This window comes from Phenylobacterium sp. FG114 (assembly GCF_057809855.1).
In genome coordinates this window covers 164,653-177,778 of sequence record NZ_JBMDKU010000008.1, presented here as the reverse complement: position 1 = coordinate 177,778, position 13,126 = coordinate 164,653, and the positions used below count along the sequence as shown (strand labels likewise).

11 protein-coding genes are annotated in these 13,126 nt (G+C 69.3%); 5 read left to right on the top strand and 6 right to left on the bottom strand.

All coding sequences use genetic code 11. The features are described 5' to 3' along the window. The first annotated feature begins 4 nt into the window (after positions 1-4). The 3 genes from ACODSY_RS15530 to ACODSY_RS15520 all read left to right on the top strand — a co-directional run bounded on the left by ACODSY_RS15530 (position 5) and on the right by ACODSY_RS15520 (position 5,141). Positions 5-3,133: an efflux RND transporter permease subunit gene (locus tag ACODSY_RS15530; protein ID WP_488952672.1), complete on the top strand. Its 3,129-nt coding sequence runs from the start codon at positions 5-7 to the stop codon at positions 3,131-3,133. 48 nt (positions 3,134-3,181) lie between these two features. Then, positions 3,182-4,087, top strand: a complete 906-nt coding sequence (locus ACODSY_RS15525) for a hypothetical protein (RefSeq protein WP_488952671.1) — start codon at positions 3,182-3,184, stop codon at positions 4,085-4,087. Between the two features lie 97 nt (positions 4,088-4,184). Then, positions 4,185-5,141 (top strand): radical SAM protein, encoded by a 957-nt coding sequence (locus ACODSY_RS15520; RefSeq protein WP_488952670.1) that lies wholly within the window; start codon positions 4,185-4,187, stop codon positions 5,139-5,141. On the opposite strand, the gene ACODSY_RS15515 is transcribed toward ACODSY_RS15520, so the two are convergent. From ACODSY_RS15515 to ACODSY_RS15500, 4 genes are read right to left on the bottom strand one after another with little or no spacing between them, the layout of a single operon-like run. Next, positions 5,138-5,422: an EscU/YscU/HrcU family type III secretion system export apparatus switch protein gene (locus ACODSY_RS15515; protein ID WP_488952669.1), complete on the bottom strand. Its 285-nt coding sequence runs from the start codon at positions 5,420-5,422 to the stop codon at positions 5,138-5,140. The two genes, ACODSY_RS15520 and ACODSY_RS15515, sit on opposite strands and share 4 nt — an antisense overlap. Then, positions 5,419-6,408 carry a flagellar hook-length control protein FliK gene (gene fliK / locus ACODSY_RS15510; protein ID WP_488952668.1) on the bottom strand — a complete coding sequence of 330 codons (990 nt, stop codon included), beginning with the start codon at positions 6,406-6,408 and terminating at the stop codon, positions 5,419-5,421. Before fliK ends, ACODSY_RS15515 begins: the two co-directional genes overlap by 4 nt. Before the next feature lie 44 nt (positions 6,409-6,452). Continuing rightward, positions 6,453-7,442, bottom strand: coding sequence for a threonine ammonia-lyase (locus ACODSY_RS15505; RefSeq protein ID WP_488952667.1), 990 nt, complete (start codon positions 7,440-7,442; stop codon positions 6,453-6,455). After that, positions 7,439-7,858 carry a VOC family protein gene (locus ACODSY_RS15500; protein ID WP_488952666.1) on the bottom strand — a complete coding sequence of 140 codons (420 nt, stop codon included), beginning with the start codon at positions 7,856-7,858 and terminating at the stop codon, positions 7,439-7,441. The genes ACODSY_RS15505 and ACODSY_RS15500 overlap by 4 nt, the downstream gene beginning before the upstream one ends. Before the next feature lie 144 nt (positions 7,859-8,002). Between ACODSY_RS15500 and ACODSY_RS15495 the strand changes: the two genes are divergently transcribed. Beyond that, complete coding sequence (locus ACODSY_RS15495) at positions 8,003-9,289, top strand: adenylosuccinate synthase (RefSeq protein ID WP_488952665.1); 1,287 nt, start codon at positions 8,003-8,005, stop codon at positions 9,287-9,289. A 118-nt stretch (positions 9,290-9,407) separates the two neighbouring features. Beyond that, positions 9,408-10,196 (top strand): response regulator, encoded by a 789-nt coding sequence (locus ACODSY_RS15490; protein ID WP_488952664.1) that lies wholly within the window; start codon positions 9,408-9,410, stop codon positions 10,194-10,196. On the opposite strand, the gene ACODSY_RS15485 is transcribed toward ACODSY_RS15490, so the two are convergent. Continuing rightward, on the bottom strand, positions 10,193-11,842 hold the full coding sequence (locus ACODSY_RS15485) for a hypothetical protein (RefSeq protein ID WP_488952663.1): 1,650 nt from the start codon (positions 11,840-11,842) through the stop codon (positions 10,193-10,195). The two genes, ACODSY_RS15490 and ACODSY_RS15485, sit on opposite strands and share 4 nt — an antisense overlap. Before the next feature lie 146 nt (positions 11,843-11,988). After that, positions 11,989-13,068 (bottom strand): alkaline phosphatase family protein, encoded by a 1,080-nt coding sequence (locus tag ACODSY_RS15480; protein WP_488952662.1) that lies wholly within the window; start codon positions 13,066-13,068, stop codon positions 11,989-11,991. Between the last annotated feature and the right edge of the window lie 58 nt (positions 13,069-13,126).

The window sequence follows — 13,126 nt, the reverse complement described above, 5'->3', positions numbered from 1 at the left end:
TCCCATGAGCCACCAGCCCCACGACCCCCACGGCGGGCTTCGGATCTCGGCCTGGGCGATTCGCAATCCGGTGCCGGTCACCGTGCTGTTCGTCGGCCTCGTGCTGGCGGGCGTGATCGCCTACTTCGGCCTGGCGGTGAAGAATTTCCCGGACGTCCAGTTCCCGGGCGTCTCGATCACCATTACCCAGAACGGCGCCGCGCCGGGCGAGGTCGAGACCCAGATCACGCGCCAGGTGGAGGACGCCGTCTCGTCCATCCCCAACGTGCGCAACATCCAGTCGACCGTCACCCAGGGCGTGTCGACCACGATGATCGAGCTGGAGATCGGCGAGGACCTCCAGAAGAAGACCGACGAGGTTCAGACCCGGATCGACCAGATCCGGCCGAACCTGCCGCGCGAGATCGACGAGCCGCTGGTCCAGCGGATCGAGTTCGACAGCCTGCCGATCACCACCTTCGCGGTCTCGGCGCCGGCTATGTCCGACGTGGAGCTCTCGTGGTTCATCGACGACACGCTGTCGCGCGAACTCCAGGCGGTGAAGGGCGTGGCGCAGATCCGCCGCGTCGGCGGCGTGACGCGCGAGATCAACGTCGTGGTTGATCCCGACAAGCTCGCCGCCCGCGGCCTGACCGCGGCGCAGGTCAACAACGCCCTGCGCGCCGCCGACCTGGACGTGCCCGGCGGGCGCATCGAGATCGGCGGCCGCGAACAGACGGTGCGCGTGCTGGGCGCCGCCACCACCCTGGCGCAGCTGCGCGAACTCACGATCCCCACCGGAACCGGCAGCTACGTGAAGCTGACCGACGTGGCCGAGGTGGGCGACGGCTCGGGCGAGGTGCGCGGTTTCGCGCGGCTCAACAATCGCCCGGTGGTCGGCTTCCAGGTGATGAAGGTGCGCGCCGCCTCCGACATCGCGGTCGAGGACGCGGTCCTGGCGAAGCTCGCCAAGCTTGAGAAGGAACGCCCGGGGGTGAAGTTCACCCGGATTTTCACCCAGGTTCAGGAGACCCGCGACAGCTTCCGCGCCACCCAGCACGTGCTGCTGGAGGGCATGCTGCTGGCGGCGCTGGTGGTGTGGCTGTTCCTGCGCGACTGGCGGGCCACCATGGTCACCGCCTTCGCCATGCCCGTGTCGCTGATCCCGACCTTTTTCGTGATCAACATGCTGGGCTTCTCGCTCAACGTGGTGACGCTGCTGGGCCTGACGCTGGTCATCGGGATCCTGGTCGACGACGCTATCGTCGAGATCGAGAACATCGAAAAGCGGGTGAAGGCGGGCATGCGGCCTTACGAGGCAGCGATGCAGGGCGCCGACGCCATCGGCCTCGCGGTGGTCGCGACCACGGCCGCCATCGTGGTGGTGTTCGCCCCCGTCAGCTTCATGACCGGCATGGTCGGCCAGTTCTTCCGCGAGTTCGGCCTGACGGTCTGCGTCGCGGTGCTCTTCTCGCTGCTGGTCGCGCGCCTGCTCACGCCGCTGATGGCGGCGTATCTGCTCAAGGCCGCAACGCATCCTGAGGTGCGCAAGCCCCTGCCGCGCTTCTACACCAAGGCGCTGAACTGGGCTCTGGATCACCGGATCGTCGCCTCGATCCTCGGCGGCGTGCTCTTCCTGGCGTCCCTTTTCATCGTGCCGCTGCTGCCGTCCGGCTTCCAGCCCGCGGGCGACCCCGACTACCTGTTCGTCAGCGTCCAGGGCCCACCCGGCGCGACGGTCAAGGACATGGAAGACACGGTCCGTCGCGTGACCGCCGCCGTGAAGACCGACCCCTCGGTCACCGACGTCTTCGCCGAGGTCGGCTCGTCGGGCCCGGCCAATCCCTTCGCCGGCGGCGGAGGGGGCAGCGATCTGCGCTCGGCCAGCCTGAACGTTCTCCTCGATCCCAAGCGCCACGCCAGCGGCGATGAGATCCGCGCAAAGCTGCGTCCGCTGCTGCGCGAGATCCCCGACGCGCGCGTCAACTTCCTCGATTTCCAGGGCACCGCCGGCTACCAGCAGATCCTGACGGCGGAAGATCCCGCCAAGCTGCTGGCCGCCTCCACCGAGCTGGAACGCCAGATGCGGACGCTGGACGTGCTGGCCGACCCGCGCCCCTCGGTGCCCCCGACCGGACCCGAACTGGTGATCCGGCCCCGCCACGCCGAGGCCGCGCGCCTGGGCGTGTCTGCCGACGTGATCGCCCAGGCCGCCCGCGTGGCCACCGTGGGCGACATCGACGCCAATGTCGCCAAGCTGACCGCCGGCGAGCGGCGCATTCCGATCCGCATCCGCCTTCCGGCCGACGCTCGCGCCGACCTGGAGCGGATCAAGTCGCTGCGCCTGCCCACTACGGGCGGCGGCACGACGACGCTGGAATCCGTCGCCGACGTCGAATTCCAGGCCGGTCCCGCGCGGATCGAGCGTCTGAACCGCAAGCGTCAGCAGACCGTCCAGGCGGAACTGAACGGCATCGAGATGGGTCAGGCCGCCCAAGCCGTGAAGAATCTGCCGATCATGAAGAAGCTCCCCGAGGGCGTGACGCCGGCCGAGACAGGCCAGCAGGAAGCCTTCACGGAGATGATGCAATCCTTCGCGATCGCGCTTTTCGCCGGGATCGCCCTGATCTTCGGCGTGCTGATCCTGCTGTTCCGGTCGTTCTTCAAGCCGATCGTCATCCTGGCGGCCCTGCCGCTGGCCATCGGCGGCGCGTTCCTGGGCCTGCTGGTCTTCAACCTCTCGCTCTCGATCCCGTCGCTGATCGGCCTCCTGATGCTGATGGGCCTGGCGGCGAAGAACTCGATCCTGCTTGTCGAGTACGCCATCGAGTGCGAGCGCGACGGCATGAGCCAGCGCGAGGCCCTGCTGGAAGCTTGCCGCGAGCGGGCGCGCCCGATCGTCATGACCAGCCTAGCCATGGCCGCCGGCATGCTGCCGACCGCCTTCGCCCTGGAGAAGGGCTCGGAGTTCCGTCAGCCCATGGCCGTCGCCGTGATCGGCGGCCTGATCACCTCGACCGTGCTGTCGCTGGTGCTGGTGCCGGTGGTCTACGAGTTCGTCGACGACTTCGAGAACTGGCTGAAGCCGAAGCTGGCTCGCCTGGTCACCCCCCGCGAGCCGCCCCGCCAGATGGCCCCCGAGGATCGCCTCTAGGCTGTCGCGCGAATCCGCTCCTATCCTCGCGCGATCGGGGGTGGGCGGATGATCAAGATTTCGGGCCGTGAGGCGTTGTTCGCGGGATTTCGGTTGATCCTGCGGGAGCCGGCGGCCTTTCTGGTCTGGTGCGCAGTGTGCTTCGTGCTGGGCGTCGCACCGCAGATCCTGGTGTTCGGCGCCATGTCGGAGGGCTTCGCCGCCATGGTGGCGGCGGGGGGCGACCTGGGGCCGGAGGTCATGGCCGCGCAGCAGCAGGCCATGCGGTTCGTGCCGCTCACCTACCTCTCGTCGTTGGCGCTGTTGCTGCTGCTCCCGACGGCGGTGTTCCGCGCAATGCTTCGCCCCGAGGAGCGCGCCTTCATGTTTATGAAGGTGGGACCCGGCGAGTGGTGGTTCGTGCTCATCGCGATCCTCTATTTCTTCGTCTACATGGCGGGCTTCATCGCCTTCATGATCCCTTGGATGCTGTTCATCGGCGTCGGCGCGCTCTTGAGCAAATCGGGGATCGGGGCGCTACTGATGATCCCGCTCTTCCTGATCGCGCCGCCAGCGATGGTCGGCGCGCTCATCTGGTGGCTGCTTCGGTGGTCCATGGCGCCCGTGATGGCGTTCGTAGAACGCACCTTCCGCTTCACCGAGTCCTGGCGGTTCACGCGGCGTCACACCTGGAAGATGTTCCTCGTGGCGCTCGGCGTGTTCGGTCTGACGACGATCGCCTACGTGGTGATCCTGGGAGGCATTGTGCTGGCCGCCGGCCTGAACTTCACCACGATCGCGGCCGAGATGGCCAAGGATCCCCGCAGCGTGCTGGGTGCGATCGGCCTGCCTTGGCTGATGATCGGGATCCTCGCCCTAACCTTCCTCACCGGCGGCTACTACGTGATCTGGGCGGCCGCCTGGGCCGACCTCTATCGTCAGCTCTCGGTGAAGCCTGAAGATGTCTTCGCCTAGCGCAGCCGCGCTGCGCCTTGGTGCGCGGAACGCCGGCGTGCTAGGGAGCAGCTGCCGGGAGTCGTAACCGGTGGTTGAGATTTAGACGGTTCGTCCCATGTACGCCGGTCGCGAGATGTTTTCCGAAATCTCGGACCTCGCGGTGGCGCGAAGCGTCTTCGCGAAGGCCATCGATCGGGTCGAGCTCGAGACCCACTCGTACTGCAACCGCCGCTGTTCCTATTGCCCGAACGTTGTCGGCGACCGGATCGGTCCCAACCAGTTCATGCCCGCCGACATCTGGGAGAAGATCCTTAGCGGCCTGGGCGACATCGACTACCGCAGGAACCTGATCCTCAACTATTACAACGAGCCTCTGGCCGACCTGTCGATCCTGGAGCGCATCCGCGAGGCGCGCGCCCGTGTCCCGAACTCCCGGATCATGATCTACTCCAACGGCGATTATCTGGAGCCGGGCCTCATCGACCGGCTCGCCGACGCCGGCCTCGACTATCTGCACGTCTCGATCCACCTGAAGCGCGGCGACCAGTACAGCGATCTCTACGTGGTGAACCGCATCAACGAGATCTCGGTGCGCATGGGCATCTCCGCCCAGATCCATACGCTCCGGAGCCAGGAGTTCGCGATCGCCAAGGCGCCGCACCGCAAGCTCGAGATCGAGGTGCGGGGCATCAATTTCTATCGGCACGGCACCGACCGCGGCGGCCTGATCGACGATATCCAGACGCAGGCGAAGCGCACGGCCCCCTGCTTCTTCCCGTTCGCGCACTTCGTGATCGGCTACAACGGCCAGCTCGCCCCTTGCTGCCATATCCGCAGCGACCGGCCCGAGCACGAGGGCTACACCTACGGCAACCTGCGCGACTACGAGACCATCTACCACGCCTTCCTGAGCGGCCCCGGCGCCGCGTGGCGGCGGGAGCTGGTCGGGACCCAGGAAAAGCGCTCGCCCTGCGACACCTGCTCGGCCGGCAAGATCGTCGACCCCGAGGGCCTCAAGGTCCTGGCCGAGGTGCGCCACCGCTGGCTGGGTGAGGGCGCTCCCGCCGTCTAGCGGTGCGCGGCCCGCCCGGGCGTCGTCGCCGAGGCGCGCAGCAGGAAGGCGATGATCACCGCGACCGCCTCGTAGAGTTGCTCCGGGATGTGCTCGTCCAGCGGGATCGTCGAGAGCGCCTCGGCCAGGCCCGCGTTCTGCTCGACCGGCACCCCGTACTCCCGGGCCGCGTCGATGATGCGCTGGCCGACCTCGCCGCGACCCACGGCGACCACCTTGGGCGCGTCGGGCGCATCGTAGCGCAGGGCCACCGCCAACTCGGGCTTGTCGGGGGCGCTCATGAGCGGCGATCCAGCAGGCGGCCCGGCGCGGCCGCGGCGCCGGCGGGAGAGCCCGGCCGGAACGCGACGTCGGCGCCCAGTTCCGCGACCAGCTCGCCGCCGTGTTCGCTGAGCCGCGCCAGCCCCTCCGGCGTCTCGGCCCAGATGGTGACGGCGCTCCGGTCGCCGTCCATCCGCAGGTGCACATGCACGGGTCCGAGCTGGGGCAGGTCCAGCGAGAAGCGGGTGCGCCAGACGGCCGGATCGCCCGGCTCGTCGCGGCGGGGCTCGTCCTGATCGATGGCGAACTGGGCGATGGCCGCGCCCTGGGGCGTCGCCAGGGGCAGCTCGAACATCCAGCGCGCGCCCGGACCGTCGGGCAGGGAGGCGAGCTGATGCAAGGTTTGGCGCGCCAGGGCCTGGTCGACCTCGTCGCGAAGGCGGTGGGCCAGTTCGGAGGCCGGCGCGTCGGGATCCAGCGTGGCCCTCGCGGGCGGCTGGCCGGCCAGCGCGCCCTCGCGGGTCGGTGGCGCGACGCCGGGCGCGGCGGGTCGGCGTGGCGTGGGGCGGGCGGCCTCGGGCGCCAGGGCCTGTTGCAGCACCAGCAGGGCGGCCTTGAGGTCGAGCGGAGCCTCGCGGCCGGCCGCTAGGTTGGCTTCCAGGAACAGTCCGGACTGGGCGACGGCGGCCCTCAGCGCCTGGGCGGTCGGGGGCGGGTCGCTCGGCAGCTGGCGCGCCAGGACCTGGGCGATGGCCGCCTTCAGGCCGGGCGGCAGCGCGGGCGCGTCCAGCGTCTTGGCCAGGTCGGCCAGCACGGGCCCCAGGGTCGTTTGCCGGCCGGCCGCGTCGGCGCGCGCCCTGGCGACGGCCTCGGTAGGCGTCCCCTGGGCCGGAGCGGGAACATCAGGCAGGGCCCGGGCCAGCGCGGCGGCCAGCCCCGCGCGCAGGTCTGCCGGTGTCGCGGTCGGGGCGATCGGCGTCGGTGCGTTGGGGCGCAACGGGTCCATGGCGCCAGCCTAGGGCGGGCCGATGAAGCCCGCTTTAAGTCGGCTTAGAGCTCGCGGCGCAGGATCTTGGCGAACTGCTCGGGGTCGATGTTGCCGCCCGACAGGACCAGCCCCAGGGTGTTGGCGCCCTTCAGGTCGACCTTGCCCGCCAGCAGCGCCGCCAGGCAGGCCGAGCCGCCGGGCTCGACCACCAGCTTCAGCACCGAGGCCGCATAGCGCACCGCCTCCGCGACCTCGGCGTCGGTCACCACCGCGACGTCGGCCACGTGCTTCTGCAGGATCGGGAAGGTGAGCTCGCCGGGGCAGGGGGTCTCCAGCGCGTCACACAGCGTGCGATGCGTCGGCGTCATCGGCGTGCGCACGCCGGCCTGTAGCGACTTCAGCGTGTCGTCATAGCCCGCGGGCTCGGTCCCGATCAGTTTCGTCGACGGCGACAGGGCCTTCACCGCGGTGGCGATCCCGGCCAAGAGCCCGCCCCCGCTGCAGGGCGACATCACGATGTCCAGCTTGGCGCCGCGGGCCTCGGCCTGGCGAACCAGTTCCAGGCCTGCCGTGCCTTGGCCTGCGATGATGTGCGGATCGTCGAAGGCGGGCACGACGACCGCCCCGCGTTCCTCGGCGATGGCGGCGGCGATCTTCTCGCGGCTCTCGGTCAGGCGATCGTAGAACTTCACCTCGGCGCCGTAGCCGGCGGTGGCGTCGGCCTTCACCTTCGGCGCGTCGGCCGGCATGACGATCAGCGCCGGGATCCCCAACAGCTTCGCCGCCAGCGCCACGCCCTGGGCGTGGTTGCCCGACGAGAACGCCACCACGCCGCGCTTGCGCTCGTCCTCGCTGAGCTGGACCAGCCGGTTGTAGGCGCCGCGGAACTTGAAGGCGCCCACGCGCTGCAAGGTCTCGGGCTTGATCAGCACGCGCAGGCCCAGGCGCTCGTTCAGCGCGGCGCTCTCCAGCAGCGGCGTCTCGACGGCGACGCCCTTGATGCGCTCGGCGGCGGCCTCGATGTCGGCCAGCGAAACGGCGAGGGCGGTCACTTCGCGAACACCATGCTGTCGTCGGCGAAGGCCTTGAACTCCAGCGCGTTGCCGGAGGGATCCAGGAAGAACATCGTCGCCTGCTCGCCAGGCTGGCCCTTGAAGCGGATGTTGGGCTCGATCACGAATTTCGTACCGGCCGCCTTCAGCTTCTCGGCCAGGGCCTCCCACTCCGGCAGGGTCAGGATGGCGCCGAAATGGCGCACCGGGACGTCGTGGCCGTCGACGGCGTTCGTCGCCCTATGACCCACTTCGTCGGGCGACAGATGGGCCACGATCTGATGGCCGTAGAAATCGAAGTCGACCCACTCGTCGCTGGAGCGGCCCTCCGGGCAGCCAAGCAGCTCGCCGTAGAAGGCGCGGGCTTCCGCCAGGTCGCGGACGGGGAAGGCGAGATGGAAGCGCGGGATGTCCATGGCCTGCGAGATAGCGCGCACGGGTCTTGAGGGCGAGGCCCACTTCGTCTAGACCGGCGCCGCATTTTGATCTCCGCGCCTTTGCCGAGCACCTGTCGAAGGGCTTGGGCGCGTTCTCCGGGCAGGTCGGGAGATCGTATCCAGATGGCCAACGTCACCGTGATCGGCGCCCAGTGGGGCGACGAGGGCAAGGGCAAGCTCGTCGACTGGCTGAGCAATCGCGCCGATGTGGTCGTGCGGTTCCAGGGGGGCCACAACGCCGGCCACACCCTGGTGGTGGGCAACCAGACCTACAAGCTCTCGCTGCTGCCCTCGGGGGTGGTCCAGGGCAAGCTGTCGATCATCGGCAACGGCGTGGTCGTCGATCCCTGGCATCTACTGAAGGAGATCGAGGGCATCCGCGCCCAGGGGATCGAGATCGGCCCCGACCTGCTGGTGCTGGCCGACAACGCCTGCCTGATCCTCCCCATCCACCGCGACCTGGACCAGGCGCGCGAAGCCGCCGCCCTGAACAAGATCGGCACCACCGGCCGCGGCATCGGCCCGGCCTACGAGGACAAGGTGGGCCGCCGCGCCATCCGCGTGGCCGACCTCGCCGACCGTGAGGCGCTGGAGGCCAAGATCGACCGCCTGCTGGCCCACCATGCGCCGTTGCGCGCGGGTCTCGGCCTTCCGCCCGTCGACGCCGCCGCGCTGCTGGCCGAGCTGGAGGGCCTGGCGCCGCAGATCCTCGCGTACGCCCAGCCGGCATGGCTGAAGCTCGACGGCATTGTGAAGTCCGGCAAGCGGGTGCTGTTCGAAGGCGCCCAGGGCGCCCTGCTGGACGTGGACCACGGCACCTATCCCTATGTGACGTCGTCCAACACCGTGGCCGGCCAGGCTGCCGCCGGTTCGGGCCTGGGGCCGAAGGGGCCAGGCTATGTGCTGGGCATTGTGAAGGCCTACACCACCCGGGTCGGCGAGGGCCCGTTCCCCACCGAGCTGTTCGACGAGGTGGGCCAGCACCTGGGCACGGTCGGCCGCGAGTTCGGCACCGTCACCGGCCGTTCGCGCCGCTGCGGCTGGTTCGACGCCGCCCTGGTGCGCCAGTCTGTGGCGCTGAACGGCATTTCGGGCATCGCGCTGACCAAGCTGGACGTGCTGGACGGCCTGCCCACCCTGAAGATCTGCACCGGCTACCGCCTGGACGGCCGGGAGATCGGCTACCTGCCTGCCGGCCTCAAGGCCCAGGGCCAGCTCGAGCCGGTTTACGAGGAGATGGAGGGCTGGTCCGAGACCACCCAGGGCGCCCGTTCCTGGAAGGACCTGCCGGCCAGCGCGGTGAAGTACGTCCGCCGCATCGAGGAGCTGATCGGGGCGCCCGTCGCCCTGCTGTCCACCAGCCCGCAGCGCGACGACACCATCCTGATGCGGGACCCCTTCCACGATTGATGCGCAGCTTGGTCGCAGCCGCGCATCAAACGATCCTTTACTCATGAACGGGTAAAACGACCGCCGACAGGTGGGAGCTAAACCTTTGTTCGACGGCGATAAACGCATCATCGACAAGATGGCGCCTAAGCTTAAGCGGGTGCTGATCGCCGACCCGCAACCTGCGAGTGCGCGTCTGTTCAGCGAGCTGATGCGCGACATCGCCCATAGCCACGTCTGGATCGCCGGCAACACGGACCGGGCGCTGAAGATCGCGGAGACCTGCGATCCGCAGATCATCGTGGTCGAGCTGGGCGACGAACGGGTCGACGGCCTGGGCTTCGTGCGCAAGCTGCGGCGCTCGACCTGGAGCTGCCGCAAGGCGCCGGTCATCACCATCACGGGCGCGGCCACGGCGGCGATGATCCTGGCCGCGCGCGACGCCGGCGTGCACGAGTTCCTTCGCAAGCCCTACAGCATGAAGGACCTGCTGCGCCGGCTCGAGGCCGTGACGCTCCGGGACCGCGACTGGGTCGAGGGCGTCGGCTACATCGGCCCCGACCGCCGCCGGTTCAACTCGGGCGACTACGCCGGCCCGCTCAAGCGCAAGACCGACGGCTCGGAAACGCCCTACCAGCAGAAGATCAACCAGGCCCTGAAGATCATCCGCGCGGCGGCGGCCGCGGCGGAGTCCGATCCGCAACAGGCGATGCGCGCCATGCTGGCCCAGGCGACCACCCTTCAGTCCATCGCCACCGACTTCAAGATGACCCTGGCCGCCTCGGAATTCTATCGTCACCTGACCAAGGCGGCGAACGCCGGAGCCCGGCTCACCTGCGAGGACGCCGAGCGCTGGGCCGCGCCCATGCTGGCCTTCCTGCCCAAGGACGCCGACGCCGACCGCAGCAAGGACATCCTGACGGTCTAGCCGACCACGATCCAGCCATCGGCCAGCGAGGACATCGAGACGCCGACCAGGATCAGCTGGCCGCCCCCGGTCATGCTGACCACCGTGTCCGCGCCTGACTGGGCCAAGGTGTAGGTCGTCCCCGGGTCGAGCAGGACACGATCGCCCTGAGCGCGGCTGAAGTCGGTGACCCGGTCGATCCCCGCTTCGCCGAAGCTGTGGAACGTGTCGGCGCCCAGTCCGCCGGTGATCGTATCGTTGTCGCGGTCGCCCGACAGGTAGTCGTCGCCGCTGCCGCCGATGAGGACGTCGTTCTGCTGGCCGCCGCGGACGATGTCGTTGCCGTCGCCGCCGTCGCAGGTGTCGTCGCCGAGGTTGCCGTAGACCAGGTCGTAGGCGTCGCCGCCCGACAGGCTGTCGTTGTCCTTGCCGCCGACCACCCAGTCCTCGCCGAGGCCGCCCGAGGCGGTGTCGTCGCCCATGTTGCCATTGATGTCGTCGAAGCCCGAGCCTCCGACGATCCGGTCATTGCCCTCTTCGCCGCGCAGGTAGTTGACGCCACCTGGGTCGGAGATCGAGTCGTCGCCCAGCCCGCCCCACACCACGTCGTCGCCCAGCCCGCCGTCCAGCGTGTCGTTCGCGTCCCAACCGTCGAGATAGTCGTCGCCGCCGTTGCCGAATAGCTGGTTGCGCAGGACGTTGCCGATGAGCTCGTCGGCCTGCGCCGAGCCGCGGACGTCCTCAATGTCGCCCATCAGCCACGTCAGCGACTGAGGCGTGTCGAGGTCGATCTCGTCCAGCGGAACCGCCATGCCGACGTTGACCGGGTCGGTGGTCGAGATCTGGTCGTCGGGCAGGTAGATGTGCCAGCCGCGGATCGAGGCGGCGACATCGATGGTGTCGTGCCCCCCGGCGTCCCACAGGGTGCTGTAAGTGCCGTAGGCGCGGACGAGGTGGGTGTCGTTCCCCACGTTCGTCGCCATGTTCGGCCCGTAGAGCGCCCGCAGCGCCATGACGTCCAGCAGCATGGGCGTGATGGGGAAGAACTCGGGGTCATCGCCTTCGCTGGAGTAGGCCATGATCGTGCCCCAGTCGAACTCCAGCCCCTCCAGGCCGATTCCGCTGAGCGTGGGCCGGCCGGAGCCGCCGTCGTCGTGGGGATGCTTGAGCCCCACCGCGTGGCCCAGCTCGTGCATCAGCAGCAGATAGCCCGTGGCGCCGGGCACGAAGTCCACGAGCTGCGTCACGCCGCTGTTGGTGTTGAGGAACACGTCGCCCGGCACGCCAGGATAGCGGCCGGCTTCGAACTCCGAGGTCGGGAAGTAGCCGAGGGCCCAGAATTCGCTGTCGTCGCCGACCAGCCGCGTATCGCCGCTCAGGCCAACATTGATGTCGCTCCCGGCCGCGACCGCCGCGCCGGGGTCGGCGAACGTCCCCACGAAGTTGAACCGCACGTTGGCGAACGTCGCGAAGGCGTCCAACGCCGCCTGCACACCCAGCCGCACCTTCTCGGCGGAGGCGAAGCTCTCGCCTGCGAACCCGCCGGACACCGACCAGTCGATTGTCCGGTCGGGACCGAGGGTCCAGCGGTAACCGCTGGTCATGGCGTCGATGAGCGCGTCGCCGGTGAGGGGCGACGGCCCGGTGGATGGAACTGGATTGGCCACGAACGCCCCCACTTACGCGACACGAGGGCGCCTCGGAATTCTTCCAATCCGCGCACATCCCCCGCCAGCAACCTGCAATGGCGGCGCCAAGCTTGGCAATAGCGATTCCGTTCGCCCCCTCCGCCGGAGCTCGACGTGGGACAGGTCTAGGGCGCCGCAATCTCCAGCGGCGGGCCGGCCGCGGGGTCGAACGTCTTCCAATCCAGGCCCAGCGCCGTCAGCGCGGTCGCCGCGATCTGGCTGGACGAGGCGCAACCCTGCGGCGCGCGCACCTTTGCCGCGCCAGGCCCCAGCATCCCGATCCACACCGCGTCCGCGCCTTCTAACTTAGGCCCGTGGTTCCTCCAGCTCGCGCCGCCGCCCGTTCCGCGGCCGTGGTCGGTGGTGACGATGAGGGTGGTCTTGCCCGCGTAGTCCGGATCGGCCTGCAGCGCCTTCCAGATCTGCTCGATGTAGGCGTCGGCATGCCGTGCGGCTCGCAGCACCTGGTCGTAGCGCCCGTCGTGGGCGAAGTCGTCGGTCTCGCCGTAGGCCACGTACAGCACGCGCGGCTTCTGCCGCTTCAGCGTCTCCAGCGCATAGGCGTGGGTGAAGGTGTCGAGCCGCACCGTCAGCCAGATGGGCGGCGCGCCGGCCTGCATCGCGGCGATCCGCGCCTCGGCCGGCGTGCGTGCGGGCGCGTCTTCCCATCCCGCGTTCAGGGGCAAACCGCTGCGTGGCGGATTCAGAATGTCGGCCAAGACGTTCCACGAGGCGACAGCCTGCACCCGCCCCGCGAAGCCGGGGCGGCGGTTGAGCCATTCCAGGAAGGTCACGTTGCGGTTGGGGCCGTGTGCGTTGGACCTGATGTCGGGATCCGGCTTGCCGGTCAGGATCTCGTTGTAGCCCGGATAGGAGAACCACTGCTCGTTGGCCACCGCCGCGCAGCCGCCGTGGTCGCGGTCGCCGAGCAGCACGCCCTGCTTCGCCACCACGCCGTGCAGGAAGGGCATCAGCGCGGCCGCCCGGTCAGGCGTGTCGAGGAATGTCTTGCGGATCGACTCCCGCTCCGCCGTGAACTGGGGGTCGGCGGCCCGCGCCGGATCGGCGCCGCGGAAGACCTCGGTCCAGGACAGGCCGTCCAGGGTGACAAGGACCAGCCTCCGCCCGTTATCCGCCGCCTGCGCCGCCGTCGCAAGCAGCCCCGCCAGGACGACGCCAGCCAGCTCTCGCCACCGCTTCGTCATGCCGAATTCCCCCACCTATCCCGTCTGGAATGAAGAACACCCGCCACGAGGCGCCCGC